Genomic DNA, 19644 nt, shown 5'->3' with positions numbered 1-19644 from the left:
TTTTATGAGTAAGGTTCTGAGCTATTTCTCTTAAATGCCAGGAACCAGATTTGAACTGGTGACACGAGGATTTTCAGTCCTCTGCTCTACCAACTGAGCTATCCCGGCGAATTTACTTCGTGTTTTTGTTGATGACCACGATTATTAACTATAGCGAACGCCAAATGATTTGGCAAGTACTTTTGGAAAAAATTATGCGGTTGATTTTTTCCTGAACTGAACCAAGCTGAAGACTGCTAAGAATAACACAAACTGCACCAGAACAATACTGGGACCGGAAGCAAAGTTGAACAGACCGGATACAATAATGCCTGCAAAGCTACTGGTGGAACCAACAATCACGGACAAAATGAGAAACCAGTTAAAGTGGTGACTCATTAATTTGGCAGTTGAGGCGGGAATAACCAAGAAAGCGTTCACGAGTAAAACTCCAACCGCTTTAATTGCCACAGCAACAGCCAATGATAGTAGTACCACAAAGCAATAACGATACCATTGGACTGGAACACCTTGAACCTTTGCCACAGCAGGATTAAGCGTTAACAAAATTTGCTGCTGTAAGGTTAATAAGAGAAATGCGCTCCCACCTACAAGAACAAGCAGGGTCAAAACTAAGTCTGTAAAGTCAATAGCTAAAATATCACCGAACAGCACGCTCATTAAGTTACCACGATACCCTTTAATGAGGCTAGTCAAAAGCACACCAAGGGCTAATGCACCGGACAGGACAATACTGAGGACACTATCGCTAGCCAAATCTGTTTGATCTATAAAGTAGAGAACAACCAACCCAAAAAGTAAAGTAAAGGGTAGTAACATCCAGGTAGGATTTAACTGCAGCAGTACACCTAACGCCACGCCAACTAAAGCAGCATGACCTACCGCATGGCTAAAGAAGGACAATTGGCGCAAAGTCACAAAACTACCAAGTAAACCGCCAAGTATTCCCATCAAAACAGCACCTGCGATCGCACGTTGCATGAAAGGAAATTGTAGTAAAGTCACTAAGTCGTTTAAATTTGTCATGAGTCAGTCATGGTTGTGTCGGTAGCGGCTGAAGCCAGGACCGTAAGTTGCTAAAAGGTTTTGTGGTGAAAGGGCTACTTCTGGAACTCCCGTGCAAACAATGGTTTGGTTCAGACAAATAACGCGATCGCAGTAATGGCTGACCATATCAATATCATGGGAGACTTGCAAGACCGTCCAACCTTCTTCATGCTTAAGTTCATTAAGCAACGTATAAAAATCTGCTGCACCCTGCACATCCACTCCAGCAAAAGCCTCATCAAGAACTAATAGTTTGCGCTTTACTACCAAACAGTATGCCAACAACACCCGTTTGAGTTGACCTCCGCTAAGAGTTCCAATTGCTTGATGGCGCAGGTGGTAAGCATCAGTTCGCTGCAAAGCTTCCGTTACTGCTGCAAATTTTTCCTTATTTCGGCGACCCTTGAAAAAGGGAGTGGGAGAGTGGGAGTAGGGAGTAGGGGAAGAACTAGAAACCCATCCCAACCCTACGAGTTCACCCACAGAAATCGGAAAGCTGCGGTCAAAAATAAAATTTTGCGGCATATAAGCCAACTGGTGGCGCAAATTTCCCAAACGGGTTATTGGACGACCAAATATTTCAATGGTGCCTGCACTTCTAGGAATTAAATCTAAAATGGCTTGCACTAGTGTACTTTTACCCGCACCATTAGGACCCACTATAGCTGTATTCGTTCCCTGGTGTAATTCCATAAAAACATCCCGAACAGCCAGATAGCTACCCTGATAAACGGTCAATCCCTCTACCTTTAAAATAGGAAAATCATTAGTCATTAGTCATTGGTCACTGGTCACTGGTCACTGGTCACTGGTTACTGGTCACTGGTCACTGGTCACTGGATTCTCATTATGAGTTATAAATTATGAAATTATGATGAAATGTACTTTGTAGTACGCATAATTTATAACTCATCTTTTATAGCATCTACTGACAGGCTGATTTTAAAGTTTCTAAATTAGCCCGCATTCCTTTAAAATAGTACTGCGGGTCTGTTTCACCCGTTTCCAATGAATCCAAAGGACGCAAAGTCAACTTTAAATCTTTAGAAAGACTCGTTAACAATTTGTTATCAGATCCTGGTTCGCCAAACAACGCTTTCACTTTATACTGCTTGACTGCCTTCACGGCATTTTGCACGTCTGTTGGTGACAGTTGGTCTTCTGGAATCTCGACAACAGCAACCTGCTTGAGATTGTAGCGTTTAGCTAAGTACGGGTAAGCATCATGGAAAGTGACAAAGGTACAATTGGGAGTCTTTTGTAAAGTTTGCTGGAATTCACTATTCAAACTATCTAATTGCTTGATATATGCTGCTGCATTTGCTTCATAAGTTGCTTTATTAGCAGAGTCAGCAGCAATGAGACCATCCCGAATATTTTCAACTTGCTGTTTTGCCAAAACTGGATCTAACCACACATGAGGGTTTCCTTCTGGGTGGTCGTGGTCGTGTTCTGCGGTTTTCTCTCCAGCTTTTTCATCATGTTTGTGGTCGTGTTCCTCTTGGGCGTTATGAGTTTTCACAACGGGTGAAATTTCATCTAAAGCTTGAATTCCTTTAGCTGCATCAACTTGAATGAGTTTGGAGTTTTGGGCATTCTTAATTGTGTCATCCAGAAATTCCTCCAAACCCAAGCCATTTTTTACCAATACATTAGCTGTAGCTATTTCCTTGACATTGTCTGGTGTTGCCTGGTAATCATGTACTTCTGTGCCAGGTGGTACTAATATCTTGACACCTGCTGCATCCCCAGTCACTGCCTTAGTAAACCAATAAATCGGTAAAAAAGTTGATACGACTTTGATTTTGTTTGATTGTGGTGATGGCGTCGATGCAGCTTCCTGTGCTTGTGGTGGTTGCTCGGAATTGGCTGCTCGCTCCGTGTTGGAGCTATTACACCCAGTACTTAACAATACCATTAAGAAAGCAATTATGCTAAAAAAGCTTCTTTTCCGGCTATTATGAGTCCAATACACTGTTTTCCTCCTTTACAGAGCGACTTACAATATTTCTCTTATCTATTGACAATAAGAATTGTATTATATAAATATAATATTCATTATCGAAATCAAGAGCCTAAACTATGGATGGTAGCAATAAAAGACAACATAATTTGTAATAAATTATTTGAGAGCCTTTTTGAAAGAATCCTATTTGATTGTTGAAATATATGTAGTGGGCAATGCCTACCAAGAGCCTTAGTGGTGAGTATTGCCCTACCTACTCAAAATCCAAAATGGTATAAGTTTTTCAAGACTAGGGTGTGGATTCTAACCGAAAATGTGTGTGAGGAAAAGATGACAAAATTATGGAAATCGTTGCTAGCTAGCCCAGTGGTTTTAAGCATGATGCTAGTCATGAATGCCATTCCAGTTGCAGGGGAAACACCGGGCAATGGGAACATCAACGAAGCTGAAAATCACCCTAAAGACAAAACAATGGCACAGGTGACTTCAGTCTCTCAGCTATCAGACGTACAGCCTACAGACTGGGCATTCCAAGCGCTACAATCTTTGGTAGAAAGATACGGTTGTATTGCTGGATATCCAAATGGGACTTATAGAGGGAATCGGGCGCTGACGAGATATGAATTTGCGGCTGGTTTAAACGCTTGTCTCGATCGCGTTAACGAACTCATCGCCACTGCGACTGCTGAGTTAGTCACTAAACAAGATTTAGCCACGTTACAAAAACTGCAAGAGGAATTTGCTGCTGAACTGGCGACGCTTCGGGGACGTGTTGATGCACTCGAAGCAAAAGCAGCTGAGTTGGAAGCCAATCAATTTTCCACTACCACTAAACTGCAAGGGGAAGTTGTTGCTGCTATTACTGATGTCTTTGGAGGCAATACAGTTAACGATGTAGATGTTAAAGATAACAACACAACCTTTGGGGCGAGGGTACGCGTGGAGTTTGTCACAAGCTTCACCGGAGACGATACTTTGTTTACCAGACTTCAGGCAAATAATATTGTCAACCCCGAACTTGGGACACCAGAAGGTAGCTTGTCCTTTGCAGGTGAAGATGGTAACACTGATATCTTACTAGATGCCTTGTGGTACAAATTCCCTTTGACGAAAAGCACAGAGGTGATTGCAATTGCAAACGCAGGTGCAGCAGATGACTTGACCGAGACAATAAACATCTTTGATGGAGATGGTTCTCTAGGTGCTTTATCTGACTTTGGCACGCGTAACGCAATTTATTACCAGGTTGAAGGTGCGGGTTTGGGTATCACTCAACAGTTTGGAGATGCTGTATCCGTCTCCTTAGGATATTTGGGAAGTTCACCAAACGATCCCTCCCTTGGTAATGGTGTGTTTAATGGTCCTTACGGTGCTTTAGCACAACTGACTATTAAACCAAGCGATCGCATTAATTTTGGTTTCACCTACATTAATGCTTACAATCAGGAATTAGGTGCAGGAAGTACTCGTGCAAATCCAATATCATTCTTCAACTCCAACTTTGACTTTGACTTAGATGGAGAATCAGACGAGTTAAACGTACCCTTCTCCAGTAATTCCTACGGGTTCCAAGCATCCATTGGCTTAAGCGAGAAATTCGTCCTAGGCGGTTGGGTTGGGTACACAAATGCTCGCAACCTATCCACACAGGGAGGAAGAATTGACCGAGGAGATTTAGATATTTGGACTTGGGCTGTAACGCTAGGCTTTCCCGATCTTGGCAAGAAAGGCAACTTAGCTGGTATCATTTTTGGTATGGAACCAAAAGTCACAGGTTCCAGCATCAACGACATCTCCAGAGATAGAGACACTTCCTATCACATTGAAGCGTTCTATCAGTATCAGGTCAGCGAAAATATCGCCATCACCCCAGGAGTTATTTGGCTGACAGCACCAGACCATAACAGTAACAACGATGATGTTGTGATTGGTGCTATTAGAACAACGTTGAGTTTTTAATGGCTATAAAAAGACCAGCCTACCACAGCTGGTCTATAAACATCTCTTGCGTTGTCTCATGTACCCGATTCAAACCCAAATTGTGCGTTCCTAACACGCACCGGGAAACTTTTCTTCACAATATTGTAGCAGCCAACACAGATTTTTAATGGAAATTCATCAAAAAAACAACACATTTATAAAAAAATAGCCTCTATCTTTAAGAAGAATTTAAGCACATCTTTGTAAAAATAAATCAACTAACTAAATCAAAAAGTTTTGTTAGTTGTTAGTTGTTAGTTGTTATTGGTCACTGGTCACTGGTCACTGGTCACTGGTCACTGGTCACTGTTCACTGACTGCGGTCGCCCCCAAATAACGCGTTCCTGCTTGTAAATAGCAATTCCAGGTTTAGCTCCCTTGGGCTTATACACGTACTTTGGTTGAGTGTAAACTATAGGAACTTGGTCGCTTTGACGACTGCGACTGTAGTAAGCTGCTAGGTTGGCAACGTACTGTAAATCGCTTTCATCCGGAACTCTACCCGCTTCCAAACGCAAAAGCAGGTGACTTCCTGGAATTTCTTGTGCGTGAAACCATAAATCGTAATCATTTGCAACCCGAAAAGTTAACTGGTCATTTTGACGATTATTGCGACCAATTAAAACCTCAAAACCGCTAGGAGTGCGGAAACGATGAAAGTTGATGCTAGCTGATTCTGTAGAACTGCGACGGCGGTACCCGGAGTCTTCTAAATATTGCTGCTGAATCAGTTCCTCGCGGATTTCCTCTAAAGCTTGTAAATCTTCTGGGGTTTGATAGTTGTCTATTTGAGAAATGGCTGCTTCTACTTGCTCCAAATACTCAATTTCTGCTTTAACTTCCATCAACAGCGGTTCAACAGCAGTACGGGCGCGTTTGAGTTTTTGGTGTTGTTTGTACAGATTTTGAGCATTTTGCACCGCATTTTTATCTGGTTCTAAGGCAATCTTTAGGGGGTTGCCAGTTTCAAAGTCAGGGAGGATAATCTCCTTCATTCCTACTTGCCATTCATGGAGATGCGCCATTAACAAATCTGCTTTTTGCCTATACTCATCTGCTTGCTCGGATTGCTGTAAGCGTTGCTTAAAGGTAGCAGCTTTGACGCGCAATTTTTCTAAAATATTGTTGAGTTTTTGATTCAACTGATGCCGCAGTTGAGAAAATGTCTGTAAATTGAACTGGTCAGTGTAATAGCGATTGAGTAACTCTTGAATATCTTTAGCTGGTTTCAACGCACCCCAACCTAGGACATTGTATCCTCCTGTTGTCCAAACAGGTTCATACTTATCGCTCTCTAATCTTTGTAACCATTCGCACCAGTAATGAAACAGACTCTGCCAATCCTCAGAGTTTAGGGTATCTGTCGCACTGTCTGGATCTATACCTGATACTTGTAACATTGACTGTATCAGGGAAGGAGAAACACCACGGTAGTTTTTGAGTAACTGCTTTTTGATGGCTCCTGGTATTAAACTGACTCGTTCTTGCCAGCGTTCTTGAGATTCTGTCAAACTGGGTACGGTCGCAGTCAGCCGGGGTGGTTTTTCATATGGCTGTCCTGTGAGAATGGGACGGATACTGGATTGTTGTTGATTAACTTGGTGAGCAACAGTAATTATTGTGTTACTAGCATCGGTAAGAATAACATTACTATACTTACCCATAATTTCAACATACAGGTGATATAAAGCGCTTTCGCCCGGACGACGGGCAAACTGCAAATCTACTGCACGTTCCCAAGGGTCGATAATGTCTATGGAAACTAGTGCCAATCCACCTAACTGATGTACCAGTTGTTGGCTGAAGGTAAAAGTATCTGGGATTCTTGGTGGTGGATCTCCAATGTGAAGGCGGGCGGCTTGGGCTTGCCAAGAAATTTCCAGCCAACTCCGTTGTTTTATCGTGCGGAGTGCGATCGCAATGGTGTAGCTATTGCGCTGATAAACTTGCTCGATACGTGACGGTAGCCAGTTAGCGCGGAGATCGCTACAAACAGCTGTGAGAGTCGTAAAATCAAAAGTTTGCACAACGATTTCCCGTTTTAACAATTACTCAGCTACCAGTTGTTCACTGATTGAGTTATGTAAACGTCCATGGTAAGTATAACTCTACTACAATAGCAAAAACACAACATTAATAAGATCCCCGACTTCTTTGAGAAGTCGGGGATCTTCCAGCGTCACTCGTTAAGCGGCTTTCTTGCTTCTACTGCAACCTACACCTGCAAATGCTGCCAATGCGATCGCACCAATTGTACCGGGTTCGGGTACGCTTGTCTTAGACGAACCCCCGACTTTAAATTGGTATGCTAGTTGAGAATTTCTTGGTGGAGTTGTACCCGACCAAAACAACTTTGTCTGACCTGTCAGCACGAACGGATTGCTAATGTCGCTAACTCTAAGGTAATCCACGTCTGAAGCAATACCCAAAGAAGAAGAGTTTAAAGCTCCTATTCCTGTACCATTCAACACTAAGTTACTCAAACTAACAGTACTATTTTGTGAAGCAAAGGTACGGATGAAAATATCCGTCACGGAACCATTAAAAGCAGTGCTGGACAAAGTCTGACCGCCAACAACATATTTAACGTTGTTACCCGTGTATTCCAAACTAAAGTTTACTGGCTGATTGTTAACCCAGGTATACTGTTGTTGCTCAACAGGCTTACCACCTTGCTTAATATCTTCATTAATACTGAGTTCATAAGTAGCAAGACCTCCAAGATCGCCAATTCGACCTTCAGCAACAAACTTTTCGGAAAATTGCCCTTGCTTGATGAGATTTTCAAAGTCCGTATCTGTGAAATTAGGATTCTGGGTGAGCGTTAGAGCTTTTGCTGGGTTTGGAGTTATACACAGTCCAAGGGTAACTAGACCAAAAATCAAAAGCAGTGTCCGTTGAATCATGTGCTTGTCTCAATAAAAAATAGGGTTTCCTAGAAATTACTGATTACTACAGCTTCCCAGACTGCTTTTACATGAAACTTTAACAGAACTTCTTAATACTGGTACAAAGTACGGAAAGTTTTTAATAAAAACTTAATTCTTTCAGGAAAATATTAAACTTATTCAAGACACTACTAGTGTGTTGTGTCAGATTTTTCAAATTTGAATCGGGAAAAATAGTGAATGGATATGAGATGATATCTGGGCAGATAAACATATTTTTCTTAATTAGCAATATATCGATTTGGTACAAATACTTGATAAGATTCTGAATTGAATTTCAACTAGATTGCGGTATGAGCGCCAATAATAATGAAAACTATGACGATGAAGAGATGTCGTCAGGAGGTCAAAAAGGAGAAAAGGGCAAGAGCTTTAGAGGAGGCAAGAAGAAAAAGCGCGATAATTGGTATGGTTATAATGATAAAGACTTTCAGAAATGGTGGCATCGAATAGGAAAGGAAGAATTCGGTGGCAGAGATACTGATAATGCACAGCAAGCAAAAGAAGTTTATGAATATTGGGAGTTAATAGGAAAACCTATAATAAAGTAGCTAGAATTCCAAAGAGGGATAATATGACACTTAGCAGTACACAGTATCAAAAATATGTGGAGCAGCTTGATTCAAATAACAGAGATTTAGTGGTTGAAGCCGCTCATGCACTTGGCGACATTGGAGATCGTCGCTCTGTAAACATTTTAATAGAGTTACTTCAAAAAACAAATGACCCTGTTATTCGTAATGCTGCTGCTGTCGGATTACGCGAACTTGGAGATGAAAGAGCACTGAATCCAATAGTATCACTTGTAAATGACGCAAAAACTGAAGGTTATAGAGGTACTTTAATCTATGCTCTTGAAGGATTCGATTGCAGTCATTTATTACCGTTTTCAATCGAACAGGTAATTACAGGAAATTTTGAAGTCAGTCACCAAGCATTTTCTCTTATTGAGTCGATAGATGTAGAGGTTGACTCAAAAACGTTAAATATTTGTACTCAACGAGTCAAAGATGCTTTACTACAAAACGATGAAAAAGCTGGTTTGTTAGAAGACCTTATTGATTTATTGAATGAGATGCATTCTACCACTAATACAGACGAATTATAAAATGATTGGCATTCAAAAGTCTATAGTCTAGAGACAATAATGTTAATAACTCTCGACTATAGACTATTGGTTTCTTAATGCAGAAAACTTGCGCTCGCTAACTCACTAAAATTGCTTTTTCTTGTGGTAGTTTCTCAGGAGTTTCTTGCAGGGTTTTCTCAAGAGTTGCTTGCACAATTTGAGTGTAAAGCCGATCCAGTTGAGATGCTACTCCATCCCAACTAAATTTATTTTCAACTCGCCGTCTACCTCCTTGACCCCATTGATCCCCCAACTGTGGATTGCTGAGAATTTGGTCAATCGCAGCAGAGAAAGCTGTTGCATCTTGTGGTGTTGCTAATAAACCAGTTTCTTCTGGTATGACGGTAAATTGAAGTCCACCAACGTCACTAGCAACCACTGGTGTACCACTTGCCATGGCTTCAATCGCTACTAGTCCGAAAGGTTCATAGTGACTGGGAACAACGCAAACGTTAGCAGCAGCGTAATAGTATGGCAAAATTTCTTGACTGAGACGGCCTGGGAAGGTGGTGAAATCACCCATCCCTAACTCAGCAACAATGCTTTCAATGCGATCGCGTTCTATCCCATCACTATGACCGGGACGGCTTCCACCACCTATAATCAGTTGAAGTTTATCGGAACTGCGAAACTGAGATTGACCCACCGCACGCACCAAGGTTTCTATACCTTTGCGTGGATCGAAACGACCTACATAAAGCACAAGTTTAGCTTCAGGGTCAATACCCAATGCGGCTCTTGCTGTTTGTCGGTCAACACAACCAAACCTCTGAATGTCAGTACCGCATGGAATAATGTCAATATTCCCTTTTGTAGAAACAAGAGTTTGCATATGTTCTTTTTCCTGCGGACTCGTCGCCACAATACGTTCGGCTGTCTCCAAAACTTGCGCCTCCACTGCTAACCGAGTATTGGCTATCGGAGGAATCGTTTCTATTGTGTTGTACTTAACGACTCCTAAAGAGTGGTAAGTGTGGACCTGTTTGCTTCCTTGGATCTTCTTTAACTGCATCCCCACCCAACCAGAGAGCCAATAGTTTGTATGAACCAGAGGATACACGTAGTTGTTTTCCTGCTGGAATTTGAGGAAGTTATCCACAAATTCTGGCAAGTATCCAAATAGATTATCTCGTGGCACAAATTCAACAGTACCAGCCTCTAGCCGAATCGTCCGACAATTGGGGCTGTGCTGAACTATTGTTTCTTGCTCTGCACTAATTTTGCGAGTAAACATCTCAACCTGCAACCCCAATCTAGCCAGTGCTTCTCCCACTTGGCGCACGTAAACGTTCTGTCCTCCAGCCTCTTCTTTCCCAATTTCAATCGCCGGGTCGCCGTGGACTGAAATTAAGGCAATGCGTTGCTTAGTTCTAGAGTTCATAGTTTGTTGGTGTTTTTTCTTACGAAAGGTCTCCGGCATATCTGAATTCGCTCTTAGCCTTCAGCCTCGTTTATGGAATTTTTATTATTCTTTATTTTATTTTAATGTGCAATACATTTTTATACATCTGCTAACAGAAGTAGAATTTTTGATTTACGTATTTACATTTAAATTCTTTATATTTATATCCTATCTTTTTAGCTAATACACTTAATAAGTAATCTAAATATTTGTAATTTCAATTAAATTTATTAGTTTCCTTTTATACTTTATTGCATCGCTTCAATGCTTATTCCTAAGCAAAAATTATCAATAAACAGTATTCCATAACACTGAATATTATGATGTATTCACTGCATTTTTTAGAAAAAATGTCAATATAGCTTTGTAAAATAACCTTTGGCTCTTTCTTCAGAATTTTCGTAAACAACTTTTAAGCGATGGCAATTTGTTTCAATTTATACTGTTTTTTAATTAAATAAAAAATAATTTTTTTTCATAAAAGAGTATAATCTTACACTTTCTTTTTTTGCGCTAATGGTTTAGTTTACCAAATGTTAAGGTCATTGTTAGATGACATTTAAGCAACTAGTAGGGAATGTATAAATTGCATTTCTGTAAATTTTACCAATGGATATAAGCCTGTGGAATTGCAGTTAGTCTCTTCCCTCACCTTTACCCTCTCCCAAAGGTAGAGAGCTTTAAACACCTTCTCCCTCAACGGAGTTGGTTTGGGGATGAGGAGAAAAGAAGCTATTGCACCACCTATTTTTAAGCGATCCACTATCAAAACCTTGATTTAAGCTTTACTTCTACCTTCATGTACTAGCAGTGAGAACAAAAAAGAAACACGTAACCCAAATTGAGTCGAACTAGTGCCATCGCGACTGTTGAAAGAATGCGGTCAACCCTCTATCGTTTTCCTCGCAAGCAGAATACTTTTAATTCTGAATTCTACCTACACAGTACATAACAATAGCCCTGCATTTAAAACTTAGTCGTTTTTTTCAGCGGCAAAACAAGCTGCGCCTGAGTAGCTACTTTGATTGGATGCTAAGTTCAGAACGCAAGCCTATTCGCGCAGAGGAAAGTACAGCCAGCGATCGCTGTTTTTCCAACAGTTGCGATAGCAAAGCGCTGCTGCGTTCGCTCTTGGCGTCTCCCTTTGGGAGAAGCGCCGAACGCACATGATTCAGTTAAAAGGTTCCCAAAGCTAAATAGCTAAGGGACTTCATACGATGTGGCGGAAATAACCCCACCATCTATACAGCAATTAAAAACCAAAATCAGATTTTTAATTTCCCTAGAGGGAGAACTAACTTGTAGTTTGTGCCGCCAGCATTTGCTTGAGTTTTTCCAACTGATTAGCCCAGCGAGGATCTGGACGAATAGTGTCATCTGTGTTTCCAGATGCACTAGGAACATTCTCTCTAGCGCCGCCACCACGACGGGACTTTTTAGCGCTTTTTTCTCTACGGTTACCCCCCTCTTTTTGTATGGGAGCTGCATGGCTGCTTCCACCTTGACTTGGTGCTTTAGCCGGACTTGGTTGCTCTTCGCCACCTTCTTCCCCACCTTTAGTTCGAGGTAGAGCTTTTTCTAGCTTAATAGCGGAATCTTTGAACAAGAAACCATTGTATTTTTCAATAATTTGGTCTGCTTGCTCATCATTATTTACCGTCAAAAAACCAAAACCACGGCATTTGCCAGTTTTGCGGTCTTTAATCAGTTTAGTGGTGACAGCATCACCTTCAGCTGCAAAGACTGCTTGTAATTCTTGACGATCTATTTCTTCTTTTGGCAAATTACCTATGTATAGGCGAACGGACATGAAACATACCTCCAGATTTGACATTTGAATGAACGCGACCAGGCAAAAAACAGGGGCTGGTGTGCGAATGGTGAAGTGATACTATCCACTAACATTGCCACAAACCAACCTTTTTACTCCAAACTATTAACCAATACAATACAGTTTTTCACCAGGGTCAAGCTTCTTTAATATGACAGCGCACACAACGCCAATAACACCTTTAGTCTCAAAATTTTGAATTTTACAGAGTATAGCTGCCACTGGACTTCTTCGTTCCCTTTTTATTCCGAAGAATGCAACACCATTCCCTACATTATCACGGTATTTTACACGTAGCTAGTTCAAGATAGACATTTCCAGCGATTGCATAATCGCATAGTAGCATAAAATACACTTCGTCTTCTACTATTTTGTGTTTTTGAAACAAAAACCAGCCAATGGCTGGCTGATTTCGTGCTGTGTTGGGAAAAAAGGGGAATTATTGGCGCTTTACAGCCACACGGTTAACCAAGCTGGGATGCTAAGTTTGCCACTTGCAACTGTTAATGTAAATAAATGTAACATTTGTTTTGGGATTTTGCAACTTTTCTTTACAGTGACCAGTAATCAGTTACCAATGGTCACTGGTCACTGGTCACTGATTACTAGCCCTTGAATAGCACGTAAACTCCCCAAGCATTAAAAGCAATAGCCAGGATTATAGACAAAACGGGATGATAGCTATTGACAGTTTTGCCACTTTGAGTATTCAAGGTGTGAATATCTATCCAAGGTAACGATCCTTTTCTCAGCCAACCTGTAACGGTAATCCGGCGACCAATCAGGGCTTGGGTGTGAAGTTCTTCCCCAACTTGCGGAATGTAATGTAATTTTACGAGACTTGTGCTAGTTTGCAGTATTAAATCTTGCCCTAAAAAGTTACTATTACCTCGACGCCCTAAAAGCTTACCGACAAGATGTACTGGAGTACTGTCAACGGGAAGACTGGCGGGATTAGCAAGCAAAACCGGGAGTCGATTATCGGTTTGCACGGTTAGAGACTTAATACTGGGGAAAAAAGCATTTATCCGCACGATGATGCCAATGCCAATGCAAATTAACAAGCAACCCGTAACATAAGACGAATTGTCATATATCCACTTTAAGTTCAAAAACTTGAGTGCGTAAGCTGTTTGCCAAAGTATCCAAATTAAAAAGGCAAACAGAATACCTACAGGAATCCCCAAAAAAGGCGCAATTTGAAAAAGAAAAGACTGGCGCTTCACCTTTAAAGGCTTTTGATTTTCCATATTTAATTCCGTATCTAAACGCCAAAGACGGGCAATTGATGTTAAATGTTGTAAGCGATCGCCCATCAAAGGATGAGTTTTGTTAAAAATAAACCACCACCGATAAGGATTAAGAGTATCCCACATTAAAAAGGATTCAAAGGTTGTGTGAGGAGCTATACTTCCCAAACAAATACTTTGTTGATAGCCAACTGGTGCCATTATGTTCAAGCTTTCTAATTGCCAACAAGTATGTTCTTGTTTTTGAATATCGCTAGCAATCCCAATAGCAATTTTGAGTAATCCACGAACAAGACCATTGGGGTTACCTGTAATGTCAGCAGCAATGCGATCGCTATAGTAATGACGAAGCTGAGACAACCACAAAGAAGTTCCAGTTAACAAACACCAAATTCCATAGGCAAAGCTTGACATATACGCCAAAACCACCCGCAAAACTTTGATTTCTCTCTTATCTCCCCAGATAGCAATTTGTTGATAGAGTAGGTAGAAAGGAATTGTAACAAGTAATACCAAAGACATGACAACAAAATCCCAATGAGCAATATGCCCGAGCGATCGTGCGTAGATAGCAGCAATTTCATCTTCAGCTAATTGCTCTAACAAGCCCTGACTGACAACAATTCGAGCAGTCCGGCGTAAATTTCCGTATGTTATGACTATTGGAGCAGATAGAGGTAAAACACCCAGCTTTGGCAACTTCCAACCTTGCTGCTGACAGTACCTTTGCAGCACCCGAACGGCTTCCTGACTGTATTTATTTAAAGTATCTTTGTTAAATTCTCGCTGGTAATAAAAGTTGATTAAAAGTCCATCAAGCAACCAAGGTGATAAACCGATTAAAAAGAAAAGGGTTAAGAGGAGAAAAAATGTAGGGTCTGCGTATAAGAGTTGTATTGGCTCAAGATACGGTAAGTTCATTAATGTGTTGTTGATAAATTGCATCGCAAATATCAACAATTCCCGCATTATCCAAAATAGAGCAATAAATGTTCCGGCTTGCAACAACCGAAAGGGAATTAAATTAAGCTTTTGTAGAGGTTGCCAAGACTTTGCTCTTGGTGCCTGTTTCCAGTATATCGTCAGTGGTTTTATGGGTTCGCGGATAGCTACAGGAGGAGGAGAAACAGGAGGGGGGGAGGGGGGGAGGGGGAGAGGGGGGGAAGAAATTTCACCTTGTCCCTGTGTCTCCTTATCCCCGTGTCTTCTTGTTCCCTTCTTATCTCCATCAAAAGCAACAAATCCAGTGGTATCAGTTTTTGGCTGACTCGTTTTACTGGGTTGTGTCAGATGTTTTAGAGTGCGTTGCGCCCACTCTTGTACTTGAGTATTATGACTTTGAGTGAGAGTTTTACAGAGAGTTCGTGCTTCTAGGGTGTTTCCACTGCGTGTGTATGCTACAACTAACCCTATCTGCGCTTGTAAGCCAGCATTGCTGTTACCTTCTCTTGCAGCGACTGCTTTTAAAGTCGCAATCGCACTCTGATAATTTCCTTGCTTAAGGATGTTTAAACCTGCCTCCAAAGACGGTTCAAATTGCGAAGGCATAAAAATTCTCTCACTCTATTTTAATGCGGTTAGTTGTTAGTGGATAGTTGTTAGTTGTTAGTGGATACTTGTTCATCTACTAACCACTATCTACTAACCACTATCCACTATCTACTAACCCTCAGCCACTTGCTGTGTAGAAAAGACTGGTGCGATCGCGCTCAGTTTTAAATTAGGATGGTCTTCCAGCAATTGATGGCAATTCCATTCATTACGGAACAGTAACACTGGGCGTCCAAGGTTATCTTTGACTGTTGTTGTGTTAAACAAGCGTCCTATTGTGTTTAGCGCTTCCCAACCACCATCTACCCATCGGGCAACTGAGTAAGGTAGTAATTCTAACAAAGTTTCTACTCCATACTCATTTTGCAAGCGGAATTGCACAACCTCAAATTGTAGTTGACCGACTGCTGCTAAAATGGGGTCGCGTTTAGCCTCATCTACTGAGTACATAATTTGTACAGCCCCTTCTTCCCGCAACTCGGAAACGCCTTTTTGAAATTGTTTAAATTTAGAAGGATTTGGGTTGCGGAGAGTCGCAAATAGTTCTGGCGAGAAATACGGAATCCCTTCATATTCCAACTTTTGACCAGTATAAATTGTATCTCCTATAGCAAAAACGCCAGGATTGTTTAAGCCGATAACGTCGCCTGCATACGCAACGTCAATGGATTCTCTTTCTTGTGCAAATAATTTTTGCGGGCGGGACAAGCGGATAATTTTGCCAGTACGAGCATGATTGACTGTCATGTCTTTTTCAAATTTACCCGTACAAACACGAACAAAAGCAACACGATCGCGATGTTTTGGGTCCATGTTCGCTTGTAGTTTAAAAATAAATCCAGTAAATTCCGGGTAGGTTGGCGGTACATCACCTGCAGTGCTGTTATGCGAACCCGGTCTGAGGGCATAATCAAGGAAGGAATTGAGGAATAACTGTACCCCAAAGTTGGTCATGGCACTACCAAAAAAGACGGGTGTCATTTTGCCTTGGTGTACCAATTCTAAATCCAGTTCCGGTCCTACCCCTTCCAACAGTTCTAAATCGTTTTTTAGCTGGTAGTAGAGGTCTTGTTCTAGGAGTTCCTCAATTTTTGCATCACCTAAATCAACCACCGTATCTACAGCTTCGCGGCTACCGTGGGCGCTTCTTTCAAATAAGTGAATTTGTTGTAGCTGACGGTCAAAAACACCTTTGAAGCGATCGCCCATACCAATTGGCCAGTTGACAGCGTAAGTCTGCAAGCCTAATTCTTGCTCGATTTCGTCCAACAGATCCAACGGTTCCCTTCCCGGACGGTCAAGTTTGTTAATAAATGTGAAAATAGGGATACCGCGCATCTTGCACACTTCAAACAACTTCCGTGTTTGTGGTTCCAAACCTTTCGCTACGTCAATCAGCATCACCGCATTATCTGCTGCGGCTAGAGTGCGATAAGTATCTTCACTGAAATCTTGGTGTCCGGGAGTATCTAATAAATTAATTTGGCAATTCCGGTATTCAAACTGTAAAACTGTAGAGGTGATGGAAATACCGCGTTGTTGTTCCATAGCCATCCAGTCGGATGTTGCCTTGCGCTGTGCTCGCCGTGCTTTCACTGCGCCTGCTTCGTGAATGGCACCTCCGTAGAGCAGAAGTTTTTCGGTCAGTGTTGTTTTTCCGGCATCAGGGTGGGAGATAATTGCAAAATTACGGCGACTTTCAACTGCTGTATGCAGTTCGGGCAGGAGTTCAGTTGACATATCTGTTCAATGCTTGTAATCTAACTTAACTTTTTCCAACTTTAGCGAGTGTTTTAATATTAAGACAACAATAGCTTGTGATAGGGTCTTATATAAGTGTTGAGCAATGGGTTCTGGTTACTGAGTAGAATTTATACACGAAAATATCAAAACTCATTGCTTGCTGTCTACAACGTTCATATCAAGTCTACTCAATATTTGTAACTAGAACTCGAACCTCAGCACTTTATTCCTTTTAGTTACACGGGAGTGACAAATGTACGACACGGATACGCGAAAGGTTTTATCAGCACTGTGTCATGGAGCAATTTTCTTCAATTTTCTGTTTATCTCAATCGGTATGCCTATTATCATCCTGTTAACAACTCAAGATCCAGTTGTTAAGAAAAATGCCAAAGAAGCTATCAATTTCCACTTTAATGTATGGTTGTACGGAATTATAATTGGAGCCTTGGTTATAGCAAGCGTTGGTTTACTAGGTTTTGTCGGATTCTTGTGGTTTTTAGTTCATTGGGGACTTACAATTTGGGCGCTTTTCCATGTTCTAAACAATTCTGAAACAGCTTTCCGCTACCCCTTCATCTTCCGGATTGTTTAGCAGTGACCAGTGACCAGTGACCAGTGACCAGTGACCAGTAACCAGTAATTGGTCTTGTATGTATAGGAATTCTATCTGATTTTTGAAACACTTGTAGGGTGGGCATTGCCCACCGTATGACTGTCTTGCTTCTAAACCAATGACCAGTGACAAATGACAAAGAACTATTAATTTTTAATAAGTTTTTCAGTTAAGAAATTCAGGGAACTTTTAAGATTTAGTACTTACAGGCTAGCTGTAAAATACAAAAAAATACAAAATTGCCCCACAACATCATCAGCAGTAGGGCAGAGGAAGTTAAGCGCTTTCTGTAGTTTCTCTGACTACAGAACGTTTTGACTGTGCCTTTGTGACGCTTTGTTTTGTGTCCATTATTCCAGATTTTTAGTTCGGGTTTACAAAGCTTTATGTTTCCAACTCATCGTCCCCGCCGTTTGCGTACTCATCCACAACTGCGCCGCATGGTACGCGAAACTGTACTCACTACAAACGATCTGATTTACCCCCTATTTGCTGTACCTGGGGAAAGTATTGCTCATGAAGTGAGATCGATGCCCGGTGTCTTCCAACTTTCGATAGATAAAATTGTGGAAGAAGCAAAAGAGGTTTATGACCTGGGCATTCCTGCCATCATTTTATTTGGGATTCCAGCAGATAAGGACGTAGATGCGACAGGTGCATGGCACGATTGTGGAATAGTCCAAAAAGCTGCTACGGCTGTTAAAGAAGCAGTATCAGATTTGATTGTCATTGCTGACACTTGTTTGTGCGAGTATACCAGTCACGGTCACTGCGGTTATTTACAAGTGGGTGATTTGACAGGACGGGTTTTAAATGACCCGACTTTAGAATTACTCAAGAAAACGGCAGTTTCTCAGGCAAAGGCTGGTGCGGATATCATCGCCCCTTCTGGTATGATGGATGGCTTTGTACAAGCAATTCGCAGTGGTTTGGATGAGGCGGGATTTCAAGATACACCGATTTTGTCCTATGCAGCTAAATACGCTTCGGCTTATTACGGTCCTTTCCGGGATGCAGCAGATTCCGCCCCACAATTTGGCGATCGCAGAACTTATCAAATGGACCCCGGTAACGGTCGTGAAGCCCTCAAGGAGATTGACTTAGATATCGCTGAAGGTGCTGATATGCTCATGGTGAAACCCGCCTTGGCATATATGGACATTATTTGGCGAGTAAAAGAGGCTAGCAACTTACCTGTTGCTGCTTATAACGTTTCTGGCGAGTATTCCATGGTTAAAGCGGCTGCACTTAACGGTTGGGTTGATGAGCAGCGTCTGGTGATGGAAACTTTAATCGGGTTCAAACGTGCAGGTGCTGACTTGATACTAACCTACCATGCTAAAGATGCGGCACGTTGGTTGCAGCAGGAGTAGCAATCTTATTGGGCAACACATTTGGCAACGGATAAGATAACGAATATCGAATGGATTATCAACTTGTAGATAACTCATACGGTATGACCGTTACAAATTCGTTGCCACATTTGTTTTTAGGGGTTGGGGAGTAGGGAAAAGCGATTTTCGTAACTTGATGGTGATGAACTTTTTTTGTTGGGACTGCTTAAGTATGCGATTATTCTTTTATAGGAAGATAAATTTTGCTATTTTTACCGTGTCCGCAATCGCCCAAATTACACGATGACAGCAGTTGTGAGTCATAAGACCACAAAACAGCAAAGAGTAGCACTCAGGAGAATAGCCCATTTGCCAGATACGGAACTAATGGATTATAAAATAATATAGTTAATAAATAATCTTTGTTGGCTTTAATACGTCAACTGATTTACTAAATAAGTACTTAGTTTAAAAGGGAGCATTGGGGTATGGATATGCAAGTCCTGAGAGAGCGTGCGGGACTTAGTCGTGCAGAGGTTGCCTTCAGGCTTGCAATCAGTGAAACGAGCGTCCGCAATTGGGAAGCAGGACGTACAGAACCCACGATGACACCAAAAAAATATTTAGAAGCTCTGCGACTATTTAAATGCACGCCTGAAGAACTAGCAGCCGCTAGTGAAAAATCTATTAATCAGCGACACAAGCGCAAACCAGGAAGACCTAGAAGGTTCCCAGAAAATCCAATTGGTCAGTCTTCCCCCATGAGTCAGGTTAGTCAAGTATCCGATACGCCTAGCTTGATATACAGTGACCAGTGACCAGATCGTGTGTTTGCTCACCAACAGGG

At 41.5% G+C, this 19644-nt stretch carries 17 protein-coding genes and 1 tRNA gene; 8 read left to right on the top strand and 10 right to left on the bottom strand.

Annotated elements, in window-relative coordinates:
* Positions 1-35: 35 nt before the first annotated feature.
* From WA1_RS36650 to WA1_RS36635, 4 genes are all read right to left on the bottom strand, one after another.
* A tRNA-Phe gene (locus tag WA1_RS36650) sits at positions 36-108 on the bottom strand.
* An 84-nt stretch (positions 109-192) separates the two neighbouring features.
* Positions 193-1026 carry a metal ABC transporter permease gene (locus tag WA1_RS36645; protein ID WP_017746721.1) on the bottom strand — a complete coding sequence of 278 codons (834 nt, stop codon included), beginning with the start codon at positions 1024-1026 and terminating at the stop codon, positions 193-195.
* A gap of 3 nt (positions 1027-1029) precedes the next feature.
* Entirely contained in the window at positions 1030-1821 is a 792-nt protein-coding gene (locus WA1_RS36640) for a metal ABC transporter ATP-binding protein (RefSeq protein ID WP_017746720.1), read from the bottom strand.
* A gap of 151 nt (positions 1822-1972) precedes the next feature.
* On the bottom strand, positions 1973-2965 hold the full coding sequence (locus WA1_RS36635) for a metal ABC transporter substrate-binding protein (RefSeq protein ID WP_017746719.1): 993 nt from the start codon (positions 2963-2965) through the stop codon (positions 1973-1975).
* A gap of 378 nt (positions 2966-3343) precedes the next feature.
* Between WA1_RS36635 and WA1_RS36630 the strand changes: the two genes are divergently transcribed.
* Positions 3344-4972 (top strand): iron uptake porin, encoded by a 1629-nt coding sequence (locus tag WA1_RS36630; RefSeq protein WP_017746718.1) that lies wholly within the window; start codon positions 3344-3346, stop codon positions 4970-4972.
* A gap of 317 nt (positions 4973-5289) precedes the next feature.
* Here WA1_RS36630 and WA1_RS36625 read toward each other — a convergent pair whose 3' ends face one another.
* Entirely contained in the window at positions 5290-7020 is a 1731-nt protein-coding gene (locus WA1_RS36625) for an Rqc2 family fibronectin-binding protein (RefSeq protein WP_017746717.1), read from the bottom strand.
* Positions 7021-7179: 159 nt separating this feature from the next.
* Positions 7180-7899, bottom strand: a complete 720-nt coding sequence (locus tag WA1_RS36620) for a choice-of-anchor W domain-containing protein (RefSeq protein WP_017746716.1) — start codon at positions 7897-7899, stop codon at positions 7180-7182.
* 335 nt (positions 7900-8234) lie between these two features.
* Here WA1_RS36620 and WA1_RS36615 point away from each other — a divergent pair, with 335 nt between their 5' ends.
* The gene (locus tag WA1_RS36615; RefSeq protein ID WP_017746715.1) at positions 8235-8492 is read left to right on the top strand and encodes a hypothetical protein; all 258 of its coding nucleotides are present in this window, start codon (positions 8235-8237) and stop codon (positions 8490-8492) included.
* Positions 8493-8515: 23 nt separating this feature from the next.
* Positions 8516-9049: a HEAT repeat domain-containing protein gene (locus tag WA1_RS36610; protein ID WP_017746714.1), complete on the top strand. Its 534-nt coding sequence runs from the start codon at positions 8516-8518 to the stop codon at positions 9047-9049.
* 97 nt (positions 9050-9146) lie between these two features.
* Here WA1_RS36610 and WA1_RS36605 read toward each other — a convergent pair whose 3' ends face one another.
* Positions 9147-10451 (bottom strand): glycosyltransferase family 4 protein, encoded by a 1305-nt coding sequence (locus WA1_RS36605; protein WP_033336159.1) that lies wholly within the window; start codon positions 10449-10451, stop codon positions 9147-9149.
* A gap of 1050 nt (positions 10452-11501) precedes the next feature.
* On the opposite strand from WA1_RS36605, the gene WA1_RS57535 reads away from it, so the two are divergent.
* Positions 11502-11642: a hypothetical protein gene (locus WA1_RS57535; protein ID WP_158516739.1), complete on the top strand. Its 141-nt coding sequence runs from the start codon at positions 11502-11504 to the stop codon at positions 11640-11642.
* A gap of 124 nt (positions 11643-11766) precedes the next feature.
* Here the strand turns inward: WA1_RS57535 and WA1_RS36600 are convergent, their stop codons facing one another.
* Positions 11767-12282 carry an RNA recognition motif domain-containing protein gene (locus tag WA1_RS36600; protein ID WP_017746712.1) on the bottom strand — a complete coding sequence of 172 codons (516 nt, stop codon included), beginning with the start codon at positions 12280-12282 and terminating at the stop codon, positions 11767-11769.
* 400 nt (positions 12283-12682) lie between these two features.
* Here WA1_RS36600 and WA1_RS57530 point away from each other — a divergent pair, with 400 nt between their 5' ends.
* A complete protein-coding gene (locus tag WA1_RS57530) occupies positions 12683-12919 on the top strand; it encodes a hypothetical protein (protein WP_158516738.1) in 237 nt (78 codons plus the stop codon).
* Here the strand turns inward: WA1_RS57530 and WA1_RS36595 are convergent.
* Both WA1_RS36595 and WA1_RS36590 read right to left on the bottom strand, forming a co-directional pair.
* Positions 12909-15101 carry a M48 family metalloprotease gene (locus tag WA1_RS36595; RefSeq protein WP_017746711.1) on the bottom strand — a complete coding sequence of 731 codons (2193 nt, stop codon included), beginning with the start codon at positions 15099-15101 and terminating at the stop codon, positions 12909-12911. The genes WA1_RS57530 and WA1_RS36595 overlap by 11 nt on opposite strands.
* A gap of 114 nt (positions 15102-15215) precedes the next feature.
* Positions 15216-16844, bottom strand: a complete 1629-nt coding sequence (locus WA1_RS36590) for a peptide chain release factor 3 (RefSeq protein WP_017746710.1) — start codon at positions 16842-16844, stop codon at positions 15216-15218.
* 256 nt (positions 16845-17100) lie between these two features.
* Between WA1_RS36590 and WA1_RS36585 the strand changes: the two genes are divergently transcribed.
* The 3 genes from WA1_RS36585 (at position 17101) to WA1_RS36575 (ending at position 19615) form a co-directional block, all read left to right on the top strand.
* Positions 17101-17442: a DUF4870 domain-containing protein gene (locus WA1_RS36585; RefSeq protein WP_026135027.1), complete on the top strand. Its 342-nt coding sequence runs from the start codon at positions 17101-17103 to the stop codon at positions 17440-17442.
* A gap of 407 nt (positions 17443-17849) precedes the next feature.
* Positions 17850-18836, top strand: a complete 987-nt coding sequence (gene hemB, locus WA1_RS36580; protein WP_017746708.1) for a porphobilinogen synthase — start codon at positions 17850-17852, stop codon at positions 18834-18836.
* 449 nt (positions 18837-19285) lie between these two features.
* Complete coding sequence (locus tag WA1_RS36575; RefSeq protein ID WP_017746707.1) at positions 19286-19615, top strand: helix-turn-helix domain-containing protein; 330 nt, start codon at positions 19286-19288, stop codon at positions 19613-19615.
* Positions 19616-19644 lie beyond the last annotated feature (29 nt).

This window comes from Scytonema hofmannii PCC 7110 (assembly GCF_000346485.2).
Lineage (GTDB): Bacteria > Cyanobacteriota > Cyanobacteriia > Cyanobacteriales > Nostocaceae > Scytonema > Scytonema hofmannii.
The sequence above is the reverse complement of the archived record's forward strand: the minus strand, read 5'-3'. Positions and strand labels throughout refer to the sequence as shown.

Bases quoted from the DNA above. Each gene is read 5' to 3' on its own strand.
- WA1_RS36630 (WP_017746718.1), top strand. From the start codon at position 3,344: ATGACAAAATTATGGAAATCGTTGCTAGCTAGCCCAGTGGTTTTAAGC.
- WA1_RS36640 (WP_017746720.1), bottom strand. From the start codon at position 1,821: ATGACTAATGATTTTCCTATTTTAAAGGTAGAGGGATTGACCGTTTAT.
- WA1_RS57535 (WP_158516739.1), top strand. From the start codon at position 11,502: ATGCTAAGTTCAGAACGCAAGCCTATTCGCGCAGAGGAAAGTACAGCC.
- WA1_RS36600 (WP_017746712.1), bottom strand. From the start codon at position 12,282: ATGTCCGTTCGCCTATACATAGGTAATTTGCCAAAAGAAGAAATAGAT.
- WA1_RS36615 (WP_017746715.1), top strand. From the start codon at position 8,235: ATGAGCGCCAATAATAATGAAAACTATGACGATGAAGAGATGTCGTCA.
- hemB (WP_017746708.1), top strand. From the start codon at position 17,850: ATGTTTCCAACTCATCGTCCCCGCCGTTTGCGTACTCATCCACAACTG.
- WA1_RS36620 (WP_017746716.1), bottom strand. From the start codon at position 7,899: ATGATTCAACGGACACTGCTTTTGATTTTTGGTCTAGTTACCCTTGGA.
- WA1_RS36645 (WP_017746721.1), bottom strand. From the start codon at position 1,026: ATGACAAATTTAAACGACTTAGTGACTTTACTACAATTTCCTTTCATG.
- WA1_RS36605 (WP_033336159.1), bottom strand. From the start codon at position 10,451: ATGAACTCTAGAACTAAGCAACGCATTGCCTTAATTTCAGTCCACGGC.
- WA1_RS36590 (WP_017746710.1), bottom strand. From the start codon at position 16,844: ATGTCAACTGAACTCCTGCCCGAACTGCATACAGCAGTTGAAAGTCGC.
- WA1_RS36585 (WP_026135027.1), top strand. From the start codon at position 17,101: ATGTACGACACGGATACGCGAAAGGTTTTATCAGCACTGTGTCATGGA.
- WA1_RS36595 (WP_017746711.1), bottom strand. From the start codon at position 15,101: ATGCCTTCGCAATTTGAACCGTCTTTGGAGGCAGGTTTAAACATCCTT.
- WA1_RS36635 (WP_017746719.1), bottom strand. From the start codon at position 2,965: ATGGTATTGTTAAGTACTGGGTGTAATAGCTCCAACACGGAGCGAGCA.
- WA1_RS36610 (WP_017746714.1), top strand. From the start codon at position 8,516: ATGACACTTAGCAGTACACAGTATCAAAAATATGTGGAGCAGCTTGAT.
- WA1_RS36575 (WP_017746707.1), top strand. From the start codon at position 19,286: ATGGATATGCAAGTCCTGAGAGAGCGTGCGGGACTTAGTCGTGCAGAG.